The sequence below is a fragment of the Pseudomonas sp. H3_E04 genome (genome assembly GCF_054668915.1).
In genome coordinates this window covers 2663184-2682463 of record NZ_CP162797.1, presented here as the reverse complement: position 1 = coordinate 2682463, position 19280 = coordinate 2663184, and the positions used below count along the sequence as shown (strand labels likewise).

Annotated in this window: 20 protein-coding genes; 18 read left to right on the top strand and 2 right to left on the bottom strand. The window is 59.2% G+C overall.

From position 1 onward, the window contains the following. Positions 1-200 precede the first annotated feature (200 nt). From AB4N53_RS11975 to AB4N53_RS11930, 10 genes are all read left to right on the top strand, one after another. Entirely contained in the window at positions 201-680 is a 480-nt protein-coding gene (locus tag AB4N53_RS11975; protein ID WP_460120703.1) for an N-acetyltransferase family protein, read from the top strand. A gap of 159 nt (positions 681-839) precedes the next feature. Beyond that, complete coding sequence (locus tag AB4N53_RS11970; RefSeq protein WP_460120701.1) at positions 840-1502, top strand: hypothetical protein; 663 nt, start codon at positions 840-842, stop codon at positions 1500-1502. Continuing rightward, entirely contained in the window at positions 1499-1993 is a 495-nt protein-coding gene (locus tag AB4N53_RS11965) for a PAAR domain-containing protein (RefSeq protein ID WP_076563791.1), read from the top strand. The genes AB4N53_RS11970 and AB4N53_RS11965 overlap by 4 nt, the downstream gene beginning before the upstream one ends. Positions 1994-1999: 6 nt before the next feature. Then, entirely contained in the window at positions 2000-2740 is a 741-nt protein-coding gene (locus AB4N53_RS11960; protein ID WP_460120699.1) for an alpha/beta hydrolase, read from the top strand. Next, positions 2733-3227 carry a hypothetical protein gene (locus tag AB4N53_RS11955; protein WP_460120696.1) on the top strand — a complete coding sequence of 165 codons (495 nt, stop codon included), beginning with the start codon at positions 2733-2735 and terminating at the stop codon, positions 3225-3227. Before AB4N53_RS11960 ends, AB4N53_RS11955 begins: the two co-directional genes overlap by 8 nt. Before the next feature lie 205 nt (positions 3228-3432). Beyond that, positions 3433-4422, top strand: coding sequence for a 2-dehydro-3-deoxygalactonokinase (locus AB4N53_RS11950; protein ID WP_460120694.1), 990 nt, complete (start codon positions 3433-3435; stop codon positions 4420-4422). A gap of 19 nt (positions 4423-4441) precedes the next feature. Beyond that, complete coding sequence (locus AB4N53_RS11945) at positions 4442-5062, top strand: 2-dehydro-3-deoxy-6-phosphogalactonate aldolase (protein ID WP_460120692.1); 621 nt, start codon at positions 4442-4444, stop codon at positions 5060-5062. 61 nt (positions 5063-5123) lie between these two features. Beyond that, positions 5124-6272 carry a galactonate dehydratase gene (dgoD, locus tag AB4N53_RS11940; RefSeq protein WP_016770960.1) on the top strand — a complete coding sequence of 383 codons (1149 nt, stop codon included), beginning with the start codon at positions 5124-5126 and terminating at the stop codon, positions 6270-6272. 194 nt (positions 6273-6466) lie between these two features. After that, on the top strand, positions 6467-7777 hold the full coding sequence (locus tag AB4N53_RS11935; protein WP_460120690.1) for an MFS transporter: 1311 nt from the start codon (positions 6467-6469) through the stop codon (positions 7775-7777). Positions 7778-7838: 61 nt separating this feature from the next. Then, complete coding sequence (locus AB4N53_RS11930; RefSeq protein WP_016770958.1) at positions 7839-8642, top strand: IclR family transcriptional regulator; 804 nt, start codon at positions 7839-7841, stop codon at positions 8640-8642. On the opposite strand, the gene AB4N53_RS11925 is transcribed toward AB4N53_RS11930, so the two are convergent. Next, the gene (locus AB4N53_RS11925; protein ID WP_460120688.1) at positions 8639-9691 is read right to left on the bottom strand and encodes an NAD(P)-dependent alcohol dehydrogenase; all 1053 of its coding nucleotides are present in this window, start codon (positions 9689-9691) and stop codon (positions 8639-8641) included. The two genes, AB4N53_RS11930 and AB4N53_RS11925, sit on opposite strands and share 4 nt — an antisense overlap. Before the next feature lie 190 nt (positions 9692-9881). Here AB4N53_RS11925 and AB4N53_RS11920 point away from each other — a divergent pair, with 190 nt between their 5' ends. Next, positions 9882-10772 carry an AraC family transcriptional regulator gene (locus AB4N53_RS11920; protein ID WP_460120686.1) on the top strand — a complete coding sequence of 297 codons (891 nt, stop codon included), beginning with the start codon at positions 9882-9884 and terminating at the stop codon, positions 10770-10772. A 183-nt stretch (positions 10773-10955) separates the two neighbouring features. Here AB4N53_RS11920 and AB4N53_RS11915 read toward each other — a convergent pair whose 3' ends face one another. Further along, a complete protein-coding gene (locus AB4N53_RS11915; protein WP_024013896.1) occupies positions 10956-12620 on the bottom strand; it encodes an electron transfer flavoprotein-ubiquinone oxidoreductase in 1665 nt (554 codons plus the stop codon). A 550-nt stretch (positions 12621-13170) separates the two neighbouring features. Between AB4N53_RS11915 and AB4N53_RS11910 the strand changes: the two genes are divergently transcribed. From AB4N53_RS11910 to AB4N53_RS11880, 7 genes are all read left to right on the top strand, one after another. Then, complete coding sequence (locus AB4N53_RS11910; RefSeq protein ID WP_007908338.1) at positions 13171-13920, top strand: electron transfer flavoprotein subunit beta/FixA family protein; 750 nt, start codon at positions 13171-13173, stop codon at positions 13918-13920. Beyond that, complete coding sequence (locus AB4N53_RS11905; RefSeq protein ID WP_460120684.1) at positions 13921-14850, top strand: electron transfer flavoprotein subunit alpha/FixB family protein; 930 nt, start codon at positions 13921-13923, stop codon at positions 14848-14850. It begins immediately after the preceding gene. 81 nt (positions 14851-14931) lie between these two features. Further along, positions 14932-15753 carry a substrate-binding periplasmic protein gene (locus AB4N53_RS11900; protein ID WP_460120682.1) on the top strand — a complete coding sequence of 274 codons (822 nt, stop codon included), beginning with the start codon at positions 14932-14934 and terminating at the stop codon, positions 15751-15753. A 9-nt stretch (positions 15754-15762) separates the two neighbouring features. Beyond that, positions 15763-16125: a DUF4398 domain-containing protein gene (locus AB4N53_RS11895; RefSeq protein WP_172667940.1), complete on the top strand. Its 363-nt coding sequence runs from the start codon at positions 15763-15765 to the stop codon at positions 16123-16125. Further along, the gene (locus AB4N53_RS11890) at positions 16122-16934 is read left to right on the top strand and encodes an OmpA family protein (protein WP_101156315.1); all 813 of its coding nucleotides are present in this window, start codon (positions 16122-16124) and stop codon (positions 16932-16934) included. Before AB4N53_RS11895 ends, AB4N53_RS11890 begins: the two co-directional genes overlap by 4 nt. Positions 16935-17135: 201 nt before the next feature. Further along, the gene (locus AB4N53_RS11885) at positions 17136-18575 is read left to right on the top strand and encodes an aminotransferase-like domain-containing protein (RefSeq protein WP_024013893.1); all 1440 of its coding nucleotides are present in this window, start codon (positions 17136-17138) and stop codon (positions 18573-18575) included. Positions 18576-18653: 78 nt separating this feature from the next. Next, positions 18654-19127, top strand: a complete 474-nt coding sequence (locus AB4N53_RS11880; RefSeq protein ID WP_460120678.1) for a translation initiation factor 2 — start codon at positions 18654-18656, stop codon at positions 19125-19127. The last annotated feature ends 153 nt before the right edge of the window (positions 19128-19280 follow it).

Here is a 19280-nt window from a genome sequence, read left to right as displayed (position 1 = left end):
TCAACTGTGGGAGCGAGCCTGCTCGCGAAGGCGTCATTTCAATCAGACGTTGATTCAACTGACAGAATGCTTTCGCGAGCAGGCTCGCTCCCACAAGGGCGACGGTGTTCAACAAATTGGGCAAGTCAGGATGTTTGCCATGTGACGAGCGCCGCTGCGCGCCTTAGTATGGCGCTTTAATTTGCACACAAGGCCCGTTCATGACGATCGAAATCCGCCCGGCGACCCCCAGCGATGCGCCGCAAATCCTCGCCTTCATCACCGAACTGGCAGATTTCGAAAAGGCCCGTCACGAAGTCATCGCCAGCGTCGCCGACATCGAACGCAGCCTGTTCGGCGAAGGCGCGACCGCCCATGGCCTGATCTGCCTGCGCGACGGCTTGCCAATCGGCTTTGCGGTGTTCTTCTTCAGTTATTCAACGTGGCTGGGCAGCAACTGCCTGTACCTCGAAGACCTCTACATCACCCCCGAACAGCGCGGCGGCGGCGCCGGCAAAACCTTATTGCGCCACCTGGCAAAAATCGCCTGCGCCAACGACTGCGGCCGCTTCGAATGGAGTGTGCTGGATTGGAACACTCCGGCCATCGAATTCTACAAATCCCTCGGTGCGCAACCGCAGGAGGAATGGGTGCGGTATCGCATGGATGGGAAGGTGTTGCGCGAATTTGCCGAGGGCTGAGCACAATGATGGCAATCTACTGCTGATTCAGTTGTCGCCACCGCTCTAGTCCGGCATTCTGTGCGCCATTTTTGCGCGCTCACGGACGACACCTGCAATGCATCTGGCAAAATTTCTCCGCGCCTGTGGAGCCCTCGCTGCGTCAATGAGTGACCAGCTATGAGCGGACTGCAGGCGTCCATGCGTCTGTATGGTCTGGTGAAAACCACCGGCTCTTCTGACGACCCGAATCGACAGGCTGTCGAAATCCTCTGCATGGCCCAGCGCACCGGCGGCCTGGCTATTCGGGCTTTCGTGTCGCGGCTCGACGCTGAGTTGATGTCGCGCAGCGCCGGCCTCGGCGAATACCGTGTGGTAGCGCTGAGAACCTTTGATCCCACAGCGATTATCGACGCTCATCAAGGCTGGCTGATGCTGCACATCTGTTGCGGCTTCGTCGCTCTCGCCGGCCATTCTCTGTTGGAAAACGGTGCGTTGATCCCGATGGGCTGGCACGTCTACTCCGAAGTGGGGCGCTGGACCTCCAGGCATCATCTGGACCTTGGCGTGGAAATGGGCGACTTGCTGCAATCGACTTTCGAGCGCAATCACCTGCGCAACTACAACGCCTGGCTCAACGAACTTGATGATGCAACGCCTGCCGAGTTGAGGTGGCAAGCCAACGAAGCCTGGCGTGCCATACAAACCGCGACATCACCTGAAAGCCGGGAGCATTGTCATGCTCTGTTCGACCCGGTCGACAATCGCTGGCGCTTTGCCGCGACCGACATCGACATCTATCAGCCATCCCCGGCACCCCTTAAGCAAGGAGCTTTGAATTGAGTGGTAAACCCGCAGCACGCGTCACCGACCCAACCGCCTGCCCACTGCCAGGTCATGGCACCAACCCGATTGTCTCCGGCTCGCCGGACGTATTCTTCGACGGCCTCGCTGCTGCACGCATGACCGATAAATCAGCGTGTGGCAGCCCTATCACCGGAGCGGTCTCCGGCACTGTTTTCATTAACGGCCTGAACGCCGCGATGCTCGATAGCACTGGTGGGCATGGCAATGTCGTGATCGGTGGCTCGGGCACGGTGATCATCGGCCAAAGTGGGGGAGGGGCTGCGTTTAGCGGGCTGTTGCCGATGCCGGTGCATTTCAACGATCGGATGCAAGTGATCAATGAGATCACAGGAGAGCCCATGCCGAATCATCCCTACGCGATTCAACGCGGTGATGGACGCGTCGAACACGGCGTTACCGATGGCAAGGGTTTCACTCACACGGTGAGCTCGCACCTGCCTGAATCCATCAAATTGTTCGTAGAGTAAGAAGCCATGGCCGCTGAAAATTCGCAATTGAAAGGCTGTCAAAGATTGGTCGTGACACACGAATTAACATGTAAAACCGACGCGACCGTAAAGCAGGCTACGGTTAGCCCGAAAAAAATTGTTTTATTTTTCGTCGGAGGGGCGGGAGACAAGGAGAGTTATTACGGAACGGGACCGAACAATAATGTGGCGGAGGCGCTGAAAATATTCATCAAGAATATGGATGCCGAAGGCCTTTGCGCTGATACCTACGACGCGTATCACATCGGTTATAACGACTTCATCAGTGACGAGGGATTGAAAGCGAATGTGTTGGCGAAGATTCCTGATCTCACAACTCCCGTTTACATCGTCGGCCATAGCCTGGGGGGCTGGAATGGAGCTCATCTGTCTAAAGTGCTGTCCGATAAAGGCTATCGAGTCGCGGTATTGGTTACTTTGGATCCCGTCGGAGAGGGCCAGATCGTATGGGGCATATCTAATATTTATCAAAAAGAGCCTACTCCCAAAGCTGAATATTGGGTGAATGTAAGGGCTGATGCCAAAGACTGGAACTTTTCTGATCTCGTGGCGGATTTTGGAGAGCAGTGGGACATGACAAGCGGCCCGAACATGAACGGCCGGGTAGATGTGAACCACGCCGACGCCTGGGCTATTTACATTGCCGTATTAAGTAGCGGAATGTCTGCTAGGGATGTTCTTATGCAGTCAGTGGTATTGCATTTCAAGGGGCGGAAATGTGCGTAAATTTTTACTGGTTTTAATGTTTTTGGTCTGTGCGTCATGCGCTATCAGTCACGGGCGGCCAACTGCCCATATTGAGTACATGAGTACGGAGCGTTATCTAAATCGAAATATTTACCAAGTCAAGTTTTCTTCTGACGTTGATGTGGGGCAGTTATTCGAGTCAAAAATAAGCCAATCGCTTCTCTGTTCTTTTGATCAAAAGACGGATTTCTCAACGGCGCAGAATCTGAAGGAATACGGCGAGGGCTGGCTAGAGCCGGTAAATTCAGGGGAAGGGATGGTCTTTAAAGCAGATCTGATGTTTTACAAGGTTAAGGAATCGACAAGTTATGCGCTTATGAGTAACGATGAGTTAAAGGCATTGCTGGCTCGTCAACAGTCAATAGCTTGTAAAGTCAGAATCAACTCATACTCTTACAAGATCTATTTATCGAAGGTCATGGAGATTCCAGTTGAAGATCTAATGAGAGAAGTCAATAAATACTGAGGTGGCAGGGCTCGCTGATTGATACGGGCATTTCGGGCCCGTAGGCCCGACCGATTCGCCAGCGCGACTGAGCCATCCTTTATGCAAGCCAAAAGCTAAAATGCATAATCCCACAATGTGGGATTGATATTTATATATTGAGATTTCCCGTCCCTCGGGTTTATAGTCCATCGCACTCACTGCCAAAAACAAAACAGGTGAAGCGATGCAGGCGCAATTGATCGCGCTCGATTGGGGGACGACCTCATTACGTGCTTACAAACTCGCGGCGGACGGTGTGGTGCTGGAGCAGCGTGCGCTGTCGTCCGGGATCATGCAGTTGCCCAAGACCCCGCGAATCATCCACGGGCGTGAATGCGCCGATGGTTTTGAACTGGCCTTTGACGAGGCCTGCGGTGACTGGCTCGATGCGCAGCCGGATCTGCCGGTGATCGCTTGCGGCATGGTCGGCAGTGCGCAGGGCTGGCGCGAAGCGGCTTACTGCGAAACGCCCGCCGACGTCGCTCATCTCGGAAATTCCCTACAAACCGTTATCAGTCTGCGCGGCAAGCCGGTGCATATCGTTCCGGGCGTGATCCAGCGTTCGCGACTGCCCAATGTAATGCGCGGCGAAGAAACCCAAGTCCTCGGCGTGCTGCAAAGTCTGCCGGCCGAGGCGGGTAATGATCTGCTGATCGGCCTGCCCGGCAGCCACTCGAAATGGGTGGAGGTGGTCGATGGCCGCATCATCCATTTCGATACGTTCATGACCGGCGAAGTTTTTGCCGTGCTCAGCGAGCACAGCATCCTTGGCCGTACACAGCAACCGAGCGCGACCTTCGATGCGCAAGCGTTCGATCGCGGCGTACAAATCGCGCTGTCGACGGATGCCGAGCTCGGTGTGCTCTCGACCTTGTTCAGCGCCCGCACCCTTGGCCTGACCGGTGAATTGAGCCCGACTGCTCAGGCGGATTATCTCTCCGGCCTGATGATCGGCCATGAGCTGGCAGCGCTTGCCAATGTGCAGCGGCGCCGGCGCAATCAAGCAAACCTTCCAGCGATCGTGCTCATCGGCAATGCGCAATTGTGCACGCGCTACCAACGTGCCCTCGACGCCTGCGGCTTTGCTCAGGTAACGCTGGCCGAGCAGGCGACCGAGCGTGGCCTGTGGCAACTGGCGCGTGCCGCCGGACTGATCGATTCCTCATCCCGTTAACCCTGACTGGAGGCCTGACATGCTCAAGCAAGCACTGGCACAAAACGGTCTGATCGCGATTCTGCGTGGCCTGCAACCGCAGGAAGCGGCGGCTGTCGGAGAAGTCCTGTATTCCGCCGGATTTCGCGTCATCGAAGTACCGCTCAATTCCCCATCGCCATACGAAAGTATCCGCATCCTGCGCGACGCGCTGCCCGCCGATTGCCTGATCGGTGCCGGCACGGTGCTCACCCCCGAGCAGGTCGAGCAGGTCAAAGCTGCTGGCGGACAAGTGATCGTCATGCCGCACAGCGATGCCAAGGTGTTGCGCGCCGCGAAAGCGGCGGGGCTGTACCTGTCGCCTGGTGTGGCCACGCCGACCGAAGCCTTCGCCGCTTTGGCCGAGGGTGCGGACATTCTCAAGCTGTTTCCGGCCGAGCAAATGAACCCGGCAGTCGTCAAAGCCTGGCTCGCGGTGTTGCCGGCCGGCACGGTGCTGGCGCCGGTGGGCGGGATTACGCCGGACAACATGCAGGCCTTTATCGACGCCGGGGTGAAAGGTTTCGGCCTAGGTTCCGGCCTGTTCAAACCGGGCATGACCCCGCAGCAAGTGGAGGTCAATGCCAAGGCCTACGTGGCTGCCTGGAAAGCCCTGCGTTAAGACTTTTTGGCGCTGTGTGCGCTGCATCTAATAAAAGCTGCATTTACAAAAGAGAGCAGAGATGAAAATCACCAAACTCACGACCTTCATCGTTCCGCCGCGCTGGTGCTTCCTCAAGGTCGAAACCGACGAGGGCGTGACCGGTTGGGGCGAGCCCGTGGTCGAAGGGCGCGCGCACACGGTTGCCGCGGCGGTGGAAGAATTGTCCGACTACCTGATCGGCAAAGACCCACGCAATATCGAAGACATCTGGACGGTGCTTTATCGCGGCGGCTTCTACCGTGGCGGCGCGATCCACATGAGCGCACTGGCCGGTATCGATCAGGCGTTGTGGGACATCAAGGGCAAGGCCCTCGGCGTGTCGGTCAGCGATCTGCTCGGTGGCCAGGTACGCGACAAGATTCGTGTGTACTCGTGGATCGGCGGCGATCGTCCGGCCGACACCGCGCGTGCGGCGAAAGAAGCAGTAAGCCGTGGTTTCACGGCGGTGAAAATGAACGGCACCGAAGAATTGCAGTTCCTCGACACCTTCGAGAAAGTCGACCTCGCCTTGGCCAACGTTGCCGCCGTGCGTGATGCGGTGGGGCCGAACGTCGGTATCGGCGTTGACTTCCACGGCCGCGTGCACAAGCCGATGGCCAAGGTGCTGATGAAGGAGCTCGACCCGTACAAACTGATGTTCATCGAAGAACCGGTGCTCAGCGAAAACTACGAAGCGCTGAAAGAACTGGCGCCGCTGACCAGTACGCCGATTGCCCTGGGCGAGCGGCTGTTCTCGCGCTGGGACTTTAAACGGGTGTTGAGCGAAGGCTACGTCGACATTATCCAGCCGGATGCCTCCCACGCTGGCGGCATCACCGAAACCCGCAAGATCGCCAACATGGCCGAAGCCTACGACGTCGCGCTGGCACTGCATTGCCCGCTGGGACCGATCGCGCTGGCGGCCTGTTTGCAACTCGACGCGGCTTGTTACAACGCGTTTATCCAGGAGCAGAGCCTCGGCATCCATTACAACGAGAGCAACGACTTGCTCGACTATGTGAAGGATCCGCGCGTCTTCGACTACGACCAAGGCTTCGTGAAGATTCCAAACGGCCCGGGGCTGGGCATCGAAATTAACGAGGAATACGTGATCGAGCGTGCGGCGGTCGGCCACCGCTGGCGCAACCCGATCTGGCGTCATGCCGATGGCAGCTTTGCCGAGTGGTGATCTTCTGATTCAGCACTGATCCCTGTGGGAGCGAGCCTGCTCGCGAATGCAATGTCACATCCGCCATCCATGTGACTGACCCGACGCTTTCGCGAGCAGGTCGAATCGTCGCACCGTCGCTCCCACAGTTTTTGATCTCCAGGGAGAGGAGATCTGCGTCATGACCTCAACAAACATAAAAAGAGGCATCTCTCATGCAAACGCACACCCTCTCCGGGCAGGCGTCTTTAGTCACGCCTAGCCGCAAGCGATTTTTCATCATGGTGTTGCTGTTCATCACCGTGGTCATCAATTACCTCGACCGCAGCAACCTGTCGATTGCCGCGCCGGCGCTGACCAGTGAGCTGGGCATTGATCCGGTTCATGTCGGTCTGATCTTCTCCGCCTTTGGCTGGACTTACGCCGCGATGCAGATCCCCGGCGGCTGGCTGGTCGATCGCGTGCCGCCACGGATCCTTTACAGCGTCGCGCTGCTGCTGTGGTCGGTGGCCACGGTGATGCTCGGTTTCGTCAGCAGCTTCATCGCCCTGTTCGTGCTGCGCATGGCCGTCGGTGCGCTGGAAGCGCCGGCCTATCCGATCAACAGCCGCGTGGTTACCACCTGGTTTCCCGAGCGCGAACGCGCCACGGCAATCGGTTTTTACACCTCCGGGCAGTTCGTCGGTCTGGCCTTCCTGACCCCGGTGCTGGCGTGGCTGCAACATGAATTCGGCTGGCACATGGTGTTCGTCGCCACCGGCGCGGTGGGCATTCTCTGGGCGCTGATCTGGTACGCGGTGTATCGCGAGCCGCGCGATTTCAAAGGCACCAACCAGGCGGAAATCGACCTGATCCGCGAAGGCGGCGGGCTGGTGGATATCCAGGCCGAGACGGCCAACGTCAAGGCCAAATTCAGCTGGTCCGATCTGGGCATCGTTCTCAGCAAGCGCAAGTTGTGGGGTATCTACCTCGGCCAGTTCTGCCTGAACTCGACGCTGTGGTTCTTCCTCACCTGGTTCCCGACCTATCTGGTGAAATATCGCGGCATGGACTTCATCAAGTCCGGCCTGCTCGCGTCCCTGCCGTTTCTTGCCGCGTTCGTCGGTGTGTTGTGCTCGGGATTCTTTTCCGACTTCCTGATCCGTCGCGGCTACACCGTGGGCTTCGCGCGCAAGTTGCCGATCATTGGCGGACTGCTGATTTCGACTTCGATCATCGGCGCCAACTTTGTCGAGTCGACGCCGCTGGTGATTGCCTTCCTCGCCCTGGCATTTTTCGGCAACGGTCTGGCGTCGATTACCTGGTCGCTGGTGTCGACGCTGGCCCCGGCGCGTTTGCTCGGTCTGACCGGTGGCGTGTTCAACTTCATCGGCAACCTGTCGGCGATTGCTACGCCGATCGTGATCGGCTTCCTCGCCAGCGGCGATTCGTTCGCTCCGGCGATCACCTACATCGCCGTGCTCGCGCTGGTCGGTGCCTTGTCCTACGTGCTGCTGGTGGGCAAGGTCGAGCGTATCGAGTTGTAGTGCTCTGCGTCGGGCGACCATAATGCCGCCCGTTCCTTCGCTCAACGGTAAAAGGCTGGATATGCAGGAAGACGCCCCGGAAAAAACCAAGGACGCCGCGCCCACCGGCACCCAGACGCTGCTGCGCGGCCTCGGTGTGGTGCAGGCGGTAGCCAGTGGCGCGCGTGATCTCAAGGAGATTGCCCGGCTGATCGGCACCACGCGCAGCACCACCCATCGTCTGGCCAGTTGCCTGGTCGACGAGCGTTATCTGCGCGTGGTCCCGCAGATCGGTTATCTGCTCGGGCCGAAGCTGATCGAACTGGGCTTTCAAGCCCGCGAAGAGTTGCCACTGGTGACGTTGGCCGGGCCATATCTGGACGAGTTGTCGGCACTGACCGGCGATACCGTGCACCTCGGGATCCGCGAGGGCGACGAAGTGCTGTATCTATTGAAGAATCCTGGACGCAACGGCCCGGAAATGCGCTCACGGGTCGGCCATCGCATGCCGCTGGTACGCACCGGGATCGGCAAGGCCTTGATGCTCGATGACTCGCCACAGGATTGGCGGCGGCTGTACGACATCAGCCTGCCGGCGGGTGGCAAAAGTCAGTTCTGGCCGCAGCATCCCCAGCAGTCGTGGGAACAGCTTGAGCAGCGCATGGGCGAATACGTCGCCGGTGGCTACGCGTTCGATCTGGAAGACAACGAACCGTCGATCCGCTGCGTGGCGGCGCCGATTCGTGATGCGAGCAAGGGCATCGTCGCGGCAATCAGTATCGCCAGCACCGTGCCGTACATGCCGCTGGAAAAAATGGCCGAGTTGATCCCCCTGCTCAAAGGGGTTACAACCCGGCTATCAGCTGAGCTAGGGCTTAAGGTTTAAGCCTTCAGCGTCGCCATGTCGATGACGAAACGGTATTTCACGTCACCGGCAATCATCCGCGCGTAGGCTTCATTGATATTGCGGATGTCGAGCATTTCGATGTCGCAGGTGATGTTGTGCTCGGCGCAGAAATCCAGCACTTCCTGGGTTTCGGCGATACCTCCGATCAAGGAGCCGGCCAGCATGCGGCGGCTCATCACCAGTTTGCCGGCGTGGACGGGCGGGTTCACTGGCTCGATCAGGCCGACCAGAATGTGCACGCCGTCGAAACGCAGCGTGTCGAGGTACGGGTTCAGATCGTGCTGCACCGGGATGGTGTCGAGCAAGAAGTCGAAGTAGCCGGCAGCGGCCTTCATTTGCTCTGCATCGGTGGAGACGATCACATGATCGGCGCCCTGACGGCGACCTTCTTCAGCCTTGCTCGCCGAGCGGGTGAACAGCGTGACTTCCGCGCCCATCGCCTTGGCGAACTTGATGCCCATGTGGCCGAGGCCGCCCATGCCGAGAATCCCGACCTTGTCACCAGCCTTGACGCCGTAATGCTTGAGCGGCGAGTAGGTGGTGATGCCGGCGCAGAGAATCGGTGCGGCGCTGGCCAGTGCCAGTTTCTCGGGGATGCGCACAACAAAGTGTTCGCTGACCACGATGCTGTCGGAGTAACCGCCCATGGTGTTGCTGCCATCGACCCGGTCCGGGGTGGCGTAGGTCATGGTCGGGCCTTCGAGGCAATATTGCTCGAGGTTCGCCTGGCAGGCTTCGCAGCTGCGGCAAGAGTCGACCATGCAGCCGACGCCAACCAGATCGCCTACTTTGTGACGGGTAACATTCGCACCGACAGCGGTGACTTTTCCGACGATCTCATGGCCGGGCATCAGCGGATAAACGGCGATGCCCCATTCATTGCGTGCCTGATGGATGTCGGAATGGCAGACGCCGCAGTACAGAATTTCGATCGCCACGTCGTCGGCGCGCGGGCTGCGGCGTTCGAATTTCATCGGGGCGAGGGGAGTGGTGGCCGACTGGGCGGCATAGCCGATGGCGGTATACATGGGTGACCTCGCAAAAACAGTGACAAGTGAGGCGGTGAATTCTGGGCGCCAGACGCGGGTGCGGCCATGACGATTTCTCCGGGTCTCATGCCTAATCCTCCGGCATGCGGGTTTCGGCCATCGCATTGGCCAGCGGATCTGCGATGATGTTTTCATCCCTTTTTCCGTGATTTTTACGAAGACTAATTCGATGCAGTTGACCCGTCATCTTGATGCCAATGCCCGGCTGGTTTCGTTGATCGAACCGCTGGCGCTGCGCGATGGCTACAGCCAGACCGGTCTGCCCGGTGTGCAGATCTTGCGCGCCAGTTGCGACGTCGCCCGTGGCCCGCATATCTACGAGCCGAGCCTGATGATCATCGCCCAGGGCAGCAAACTGGCGTTCCTCGGCCCTCGGACTATGGAGTACGGCGCCGGCCACTACCTGATTCAAGCGCTGCCGGTGCCGTTCGAATGCGAAACCTTTGCCTTGCCCGATGCGCCATTGCTCGGTGTGTCGGTGGCGATCGATCGCGTTCTGCTCGGCGAACTGGTGCTGGCCATGGGGCTGGCTCCGGGGCGGCATATTCCGGCGCAGACGCCGGAGTCGATGACCTCGGTGGTGCTCGACGATGGCATGCGTGGCTGTGTTGAGCGGCTGCTCAGCTGTCTGCACGATCCGCTGGAATGCCAGATTCTCGGCCCGGCGCGGATTCGCGAATTATTGTTCGTCGCGCTGCGCGGGCCGCAAGCGGATGTGCTGCGTGCGCTGGTCGAGCAACAAGGGCAATTCGCCCGGGTCGCGGCATCGATCAGCCATCTGCATGCGCATTACACCGAGCCGCTGAATGTCGAGACATTGGCTGGTTGCGCGAACATGAGCGTGTCGACCTTTCATGAGCATTTCAAACGCAGCACATTGTTGTCGCCGGTGCAGTATCTGAAACGTTTGCGCTTGTTGAAGGCGCAGACGCTGCTGGTGGCGGAGGGGCTGGGCGTGGCGCAGGTGGCGCATCGGGTGGGTTATCAGAGCACGTCGCAGTTCAGCCGCGAGTACAAGCGTTACTTCGAACGCAGCCCGGGGGACGAGCGCGCAGCCTGATCCGACGATATCCCCTGTGGGAGCGAGCCTGCTCGCGAAGGCGGTGTATCCGTCGACATCATCTTTATATGACGCACCGCTTTCGCGAGCAGGCTCGCTCCCACAGTTGTTTTGTGGTCTCAGAGCAATTTTGGGCAACAAAAAGGCCCCCACTTCGGGAGCCTTGTTGTTCAGCGTTTCGACTTACATGTTCGGGTAAGTCGGGCCGCCGGCACCTTCCGGTGCCACCCAGGTGATGTTCTGCGCAGGGTCCTTGATGTCACAGGTCTTGCAGTGCACGCAGTTCTGGGCGTTGATCTGGAAGCGCTTCTCGCCGTCTTCCTTGGTGATCACTTCGTACACGCCGGCCGGGCAGTAACGCTGCGCCGGTTCGTCGTACAGCGGCAGGTTTTTGCTGATCGGGATGCTCGGATCGGTCAGCTTCAAGTGGCACGGCTGCTCTTCTTCGTGGTTGGTACCGGAGATGAACACCGAGCTGAGTTTGTCGAAACTCAGTTTGCCGTCGGGTTTCGGATAGTCGATCTTCTTGCAGTCGGCCGCGAGCTTGAGGCAGGCGTAATCCGGCTTGGTGTCGCGCAGGGTGAACGGCAGTTTGCCGCCGAAGATGTTCTGGTCCAGCCAGTTGAAACCACCACCGATGATTGCGCCGTACTTGTGAATCGCCGGGCCGAAGTTACGGCTGGCGAACAGTTCTTCATGCAGCCAGCTGTTCTTGAACGCGTCGACGTAAGTGGTCAGTTCGACGGTGCAATCCTGCTCGGCGAACAGCGCATCTGCCACCGATTCCGCCGCGAGCATGCCGGACTTCATCGCGGTGTGGCTGCCTTTGATCTTGGCGAAGTTCAGGGTGCCGAGGTCGCAACCGATCAGCGCGCCGCCCTTGAAGACCATTTTCGGCAGCGAGTTCAGGCCGCCCTTGGCGATGGCGCGGGCGCCGTAGCTGACGCGCTTGCCGCCTTCCAGATATTGCTTGAGCACCGGGTGATGCTTGAGGCGCTGGAACTCATCGAACGGCGACAGGTAAGTGTTGCTGTAGGACAGGTCGACGATCAGACCGACCACCACCTGATTGTTTTCCAGGTGATAGAGGAACGAGCCGCCAGTGTTTTCGGTGCCCATGATGTCCAGCGGCCAACCGGCGGTGTGCACCACCAGGCCCGGCTGATGCTTGGCCGGGTCGATTTCCCAGATTTCTTTCAGACCGATGCCGTAATGCTGCACGTCGGCATCGCTGTCGAGGTTGTAGCGCTTGATCAGTTGCTTGCCGATGTGGCCACGGCAGCCTTCGGCGAACAGCGTGTATTTGCCACGCAGTTCCATGCCCGGGGTGTACAGGCCTTCTTTCGGATGGCCTTCGCGGTCGACGCCCAGATCACCGGTGATGATCCCGCGCACCACGCCGTTTTCATCGATCAGCGCTTCCTGAGCGGCGAAGCCCGGGTAGATTTCCACACCGAGGTTTTCAGCCTGTTGAGCCAGCCAGCGGCACAGGTTGCCGAGGGAGATAATGTAGTTGCCTTCGTTGTGCATGGTCTTGGGCACAAAGAAGTCAGGAATCTTCTGCGCACTGTCGGCGTTTTTCAGCACGAAAATGTCATCGCGTGTGACGGGCGTGTTCAGCGGCGCGCCGAGTTCTTTCCAGTCCGGGAACAATTCGTTCAATGCGCGGGGTTCGAACACCGCACCGGAGAGGATGTGCGCGCCGACTTCGGAGCCTTTTTCGACCACGCAGACGCTGATTTCCTTACCGGCATCAGCGGCCTTCTGCTTCAAGCGGCAGGCGGCGGACAGACCAGCGGGGCCGGCACCGACGATGACGACGTCGAATTCCATGTATTCGCGTTCCACAGGCTATCTCCTACTCAAGGCTCAACAGTTTTTTTTCTAATATGGAGGTTTGATCTCGCATCCGTATTGCCTTTACGTTAACGTCAAAGGGAATATTGGCGAATCCACCTTTCTCTCTAGGCGGCGCATTATATCTACACCACTCCCAGCGTCCAATACAAACGTTTGTTTGAATCGCCTCCAGCCCTGATAAATCAAAGAAGCGCGGCTTATGACAGGGCATTTTGGCGTATTGACCAGAATGGGCGTTCCGGTCAAGATACGGGCGGTTTTGCGCTCGCCGTAGGCAGACTGGCGGTTTCAAGAGCACCTCTAAAGACAGGGCACAGGCAGTAGACGGTGATGCGCAGCGCAAGTCCGGCGCGCAGTTTACACAGCGTGAGAATGAATGACCCGGCAGTCACCCCTGACGAACGGTCAACTCCCTTCGCGAAGTGAATCACCTCACATTCAAGCCGGCGTTTTTAGAGGTGCCCTTGTCGCCCGATGAGCATCATCCGCCAGGTTCGCCTAGGCGACTTTCTTTTCACCGGAGAGTAACGAGGAATCCATGAAGGTTCTTGTAGCTGTCAAACGCGTTGTGGATTACAACGTCAAGGTCCGCGTCAAGGCGGACAATTCCGGCGTCGACCTCGCCAACGTCAAGATGTCGATGAACCCATTCTGCGAAATCGCCGTGGAAGAAGCCGTGCGCCTGAAAGAGAAGGGCGTTGCGACTGAAATCGTCGTCGTCTCCATCGGCCCGACCACCGCTCAGGAGCAGCTGCGTACCGCACTGGCTCTGGGTGCCGACCGCGCCATCCTCGTCGAATCCGCTGAAGACCTGACCTCGCTGGCCGTGGCCAAGCTGCTCAAGGCTGTGGTCGACAAGGAACAACCTCAGCTGGTGATCCTGGGCAAACAGGCGATCGACAGCGACAACAACCAGACCGGCCAGATGCTCGCGGCACTGAGCGGCTACGGTCAGGGCACCTTCGCTTCGAAAGTCGAAGTCTCCGGCGACAGCGTTGCCGTGACTCGCGAAATCGACGGCGGCGCGCAGACCGTTTCGCTGAAACTGCCCGCCATCGTCACCACCGACCTGCGTTTGAACGAGCCGCGCTACGCGTCCCTGCCAAACATCATGAAAGCCAAGAAGAAGCCTCTTGAAGTGCTGACTCCGGACGCTTTGGGCGTTTCCACCGCCTCCACCAACAAGACCCTGAAAGTCGAAGCGCCGGCTGCACGCAGCGCAGGCATCAAGGTCAAGTCGGTGGCTGAACTGGTTGAAAAACTCAAGAACGAAGCGAAGGTAATCTAAATGACTATCTTGGTTATTGCTGAACACGACAACAAAGTGCTGGCCCCGGCCACACTGAACACCGTGGCCGCTGCTGCCAAAATCGGCGGCGACATCCACGTTCTGGTAGCAGGTCAGGGCGCAGGCCCGGTCGCCGAAGCCGCAGCGAAAATCGCTGGCGTGAGCAAGGTCCTCAACGCTGACAACGCCGCCTACGCGCATCATCTGCCGGAAAACGTCGCGCCGCTGGTTGCTGAGCTGGGCGCTGGCTACAGCCACATCCTTGCTGCCGCCACTTCCAATGGCAAAAACATCCTGCCGCGCGTCGCCGCTGCGCTGGACGTTGACCAGATCTCCGAGATCATCTCGGTGGAAAGCGCTGACACTTTCAAGCGCCCGATCTACGCCGGTAACGCCATCGCCACCGTGCAATCGACCGCCGCGATCAAAGTAATCACCGTGCGTGCCACCGGTTTCGATCCGGTTGCCGCTGAAGGTGGTTCGGCTGCCGTTGAAGCCGTGGGTGCTGCCCACGACGCTGGTACTTCGAGCTTCGTCAGCGAAGAGCTGGCCAAGTCCGACCGTCCTGAGCTGACCGCTGCCAAGATCGTCGTTTCCGGCGGTCGCGGCATGCAGAACGGTGACAACTTCAAACACCTGTACGCGCTGGCCGACAAGCTCGGCGCTGCTGTGGGCGCCTCGCGCGCTGCGGTCGACGCAGGTTTCGTACCGAACGACATGCAGGTCGGTCAGACCGGCAAGATCGTTGCGCCACAGCTGTACATCGCCGTCGGTATCTCCGGCGCGATCCAGCATCTGGCCGGCATGAAGGACTCCAAGGTGATCGTTGCGATCAACAAGGACGAAGAAGCGCCGATCTTCCAGGTGGCCGATTACGGTCTCGTGGCGGATCTGTTCGAAGCAGTACCTGAGCTGGAGAAGCTGGTCTAATCCGGCGGCTTCACTTATAAAGAGCCCGGCCTGTTGGTCGGGCTTTTTTTTGTCTCGGATTTGAGTGGGGAGCGTTTTGCCATGGATCTGCGCTGCGGATGGTTATTGGGATTGATGCTGTTGCCCGGTTTGGCCATGGCCGCTGGCAAGTGCGAGCGCCTGGTCGTCACCGGCAGCCCGGATGCGCCGCCGTACCTGTGGCAGGACCCGCAAAACCCCAAGCTCCTGATCGGTGCGAGTGCCGATCTGTTGCAGCAAGTGGCCAAGGATCTGGGCATCAAAGTCGACCTGCTCTACGCCGGCAAACGCTCGCAGGCCCTCGATGAGGTGCGCAGCGGGCGCATGGACATGCTGGCCGACGCGCCGCTGACCGTGACCGAGCTGGAAAACCTTGACTTCATTCATCCGCCACTGCTGGAAAACGACTATCTGGTGTGGACGCGCAAAGGCTCGACGCTGACCTATGCCGAGGCCAGCGACCTTAAAGGCCACGCCGGTGCGGTGTCGGAAAAGTCGCGGATGACCCAGGCATTCGGCACTTTCGCCGAGCAGAATCTGACCCTGATCCGCACAGCAAACCTTACCGAGGCACTACAGAAGTTGCTGTTGGGCGAGGTGGAATATGTCCTCGCCGGACGTTACTCAGGCCTTGCCGCCGCGCAGACATTGGGCATGACCAGCGATCTGCTGGCGTTCGAGCAACCCATTGATCGCCCGGGGCTGTTCCTCGCGGTTTCGCATAACTCGGCCTGCAACGATCCGTGGTTGCGCGGACAGCTCGCCAAAAAGATGACAGAATTGCCCGCGTCCGGACTGACGGAAGCCGCGCTGCAACGCAACATCGAGCGCTGGAAGGCGCAACAGCAACAGCCGCCGCAACCTGTCAGTGCCCCAAAACAGTAGGGATTCTTAGTGAGTATTCGACCTCTTTTCGCGGCTGTGGCCGTTCTGGCCCTGGCCGGGTGCGCAACCGATCCGGCACCCAGTGAACAAATGCGTTTGACCGAACAGGCCATCGTGCAGGCCAAGGCAGTCGGCGCCACCGCTGACGAGGTGCCGGAAATGCAACTGGCCGAAACCAAGTACAACCGCGCCAAAGGCAACATGGCGGACGAGTCCTATCGCAATGCGCGCATGCGTGCCGAGCAGGCCGAACTGGATGCACGTCTGGCCGAAGCCAAGGTGCTGACGAAAAAAAGCGAAGAGCAACTGAATGTGCTCAATACCCGCATTGTTCGCCTGCGCAAGCAGCTGCAACTGGGGGAAGCGCAATGAGCCTCAAGTCCAATGCTCTCGGCATTCTGCTCCTCGCCGGTTGCGCCAGCCTGTACGGCTGCGCCGGCCAGCACAGCGAGGCGGCGCTGCAACAGGCCGGCGCTGATTTCCAGAAGGTCAAGGAAGATTCCAACGTGCTGCGCATCGCGCCGAAAGACGTGATCCGCGCTGGCGAATCCCTGGCCCGCGCCGATCGGCTGTCGACCTATTGGGGCAGCGGTGCCGACGTGGTGCATTACGCCTACCTGAGCCAGCGCTACAGCGAAATCGCCCGCGAGCACACCAATCAGGCGCTTAACGAGGAGCGCGCCGCCAAGCTTGAGCTTGAGCGGCAACGCCTGCAATTAGCCCTGCGCGAATCGAAACTGCTCAGCGTGCAGCAACAAGGCAAGTGGCTGGAGGAACAGATCGTGGCGCTGGCGACCACGCAGACCGATCGGGGTCTGGTGATGACCCTCGGCGACGTGTTGTTCGACACCGGCCAGGCGGAACTGAAAAACTCGGCCAACCGAGTCGTGCTGAAGATCGTCCAGTTCCTGCAGCTCAATCCCAAGCGCGTGGTGCGCATCGAGGGTTACACCGACAGCACCGGGGGCAAGCAGGAAAACCTCAAACTGTCCCGCGACCGCGCGCAATCGGTGGCTGACGTGCTGGTCGATCTGGGTATCGACGAAAAGCGCATCCAGGTCGAAGGTTACGGTGATCAGTTCCCGGTCGATGCCAACGCCTCCGAGCGTGGGCGGGCGCAGAATCGCCGTGTAGAGATCGTGTTCTCTGACGAAAAAGGCCAGCTCGGCGCCGCCCGCTGAGGGCTGCGTCTCTGGAAAGCCCGGACTGTCATGCAGTGCCGGGCTTTTTCATGTCTGTCGATTGCCGCGCAAATCCGTACAGATGGGGCAGACACCGCACTGTACGGTCGAGTAATCTGGCAACTGTCCCAGTACACTTCTAAACTGTTCCGGTATTGTTCCACACAAGAATAAAACGCCCGTGAAATCGAGTGCTGCGTCATGACCAATCTCTTGCTCTATCAGCGTATTGCTCAGCAACTGGCCGAAGACATCCGCCGTGGTGTCTATCAACCGGGGGAGCGCGTGCCCTCGGTGCGCAAGATGAGTTCGCAGCTCAACGTCAGCCACGCGACGGTATTACAGGCATATGCCAACCTCGAAGATCAGGGCCTGATCCGCGCTCGCCCGCAGTCGGGTTATTACGTCCACCAGACCCCCGCGCTGACCGCGCCGACGCCGGACATCGCCCGGGTCGAACGGCCGGGACTGGTGACGCGCAGCAGCATCATTCAGCAGGTATTGGTCGAATCCCGCCGCGAAGGCGTGTTTCCGCTGGGCGCTGCGGTGCCGAGTGTCGATTATCTGCCGGTACGTGCGCTGCATCAGCAGTTGGCCAAGGTGACCCGGTTTCACAGCCCACGGGCATTCAGCTACATGTTCAGCCCCGGCTTCGAACCGTTGCGTCGGCAAGTCGCGATCCGCATGCGTGACGCTGGCGTGGTGGTCGATCCGTCGGAAGTGGTGATCACCCACGGCTGTGTCGACGCCTTGCAGATGTCATTGCGTGTGCTGACGCGGCCGGGCGATCTGATCGCTGCCGAATCGCCGACCTATTACGGCCTGCTGCAACTGGCCGATCTGCTTGGCCTGAAAGTCATCGAAATTCCCAGCGACCCCGCCACCGGGATGAGTCTGGAAGCCTTGCAACTGGCCGCCAACCAATGGTCGATCAAGGCGCTGGTGCTGACCACGCGCCTGAGCAATCCCCTCGGCGGGACCATGCCGGAAGAGCGGCAGAAACAGTTGCTGCGCCTGGCCTCGGATTTCGATATTCAGATTGTCGAAGATGATATTTACGGCGAACTGATGTTCGAACAGGGCCGCACCAAGGCGTTGAAGGCCTACGACCGCCTGGATCGGGTGATTTACTGCTCGAGCTTCTCCAAAACCCTGTCGCCCGGTGTGCGCATCGGCTGGATGATCGCCGGCAAGTACCAGCAGGAAATCCAGCGCCTGCAAACGTTCAGTACCCATTCAGCGTGCAGCGTCACGCAGATGGCGATTGCCGCGTATCTGGAAAACGGCGGTTATGACCGGCATTTACGCTACATCCGCCAGGAGTACCGGAAAAACCTCAGCGCGTTCCAGCTGGCGGTGCAGCAGCATTTCCCCGAGGGCACGCAAATGTCCCGACCTACGGGCGGTTTCATCCTATGGGTGAGCTTGCCGGGGCGGGTCAATACCCAGGAATTGCATGTTCGCGCGCTGCAACAAGGCATCAGCATCGCGCCGGGGCTTATCTTCAGTAACACCGAGCAGTTCAACCACTGTATCCGCCTCAATTGCGGCATTCCGTGGAACCGCGAGGCGGAGCGGGCGCTGATGACGCTGGGTCTGTTGGCCACCCAACTGTGTCAGGAAACCGCTGGCGGATTCTGAAGGAGAAGGGCGGTGGTGCTTGTCATGTGACGCACAACAGGCGAGCATGTGGCCCTCTGCCGTTAGTTCGTTGGGTCCATGAAAGCGATTGTTCCTGCCGCGTGGGTATTGCTGGGTTTGCTGATGATCGGTCAGGCACCGGGTGCCATGGCGGCCGCAACCCAGGAAAAACCGGCAGCGACCAGTACGACGAAGAAAACCGTTAAAACCACGGCGCCAGCAAAAAAAGCCCAGGCCAAAAAAAACGCCACGGTGAAGAAGCGCCGCCCGGTTGCCTCGAAATCGAAACCTGCCAGCGAAGTGGCCAAGACCAAATTGCCGCCGGCAAAACTCGATCTCAGCCTGCCCAAGGATATGGTTGAAGATCTGAAGCCAAAGGGCACCGTGGAGCTGCCCAAACGCGAGGCGATCCTGCCGCAGATGTTTGGCGAAAAAGATAATGGCTTCCAGCTCAACGGCCGCTTGCTCAGCAATGAAATGGAGTTGCAATTGCGCAACGAAGCGCGACGCGATGTGGAAGGCGCGGCGCTGGATTTCGAATTCAAGCAATAGATGCAGCCCTCTGCAACGCGCAGAGCAGACGCTTCGTCGGAGACTGCCCGGTCACTTTTACTTATCGTTGAAAAGCCGCTTGTAGCAATTTGAAACAGCCGTTTTAGCGGTTACTCTGTTTCCCGTCTCTTTACACATCGCCCGTCGCGAGGA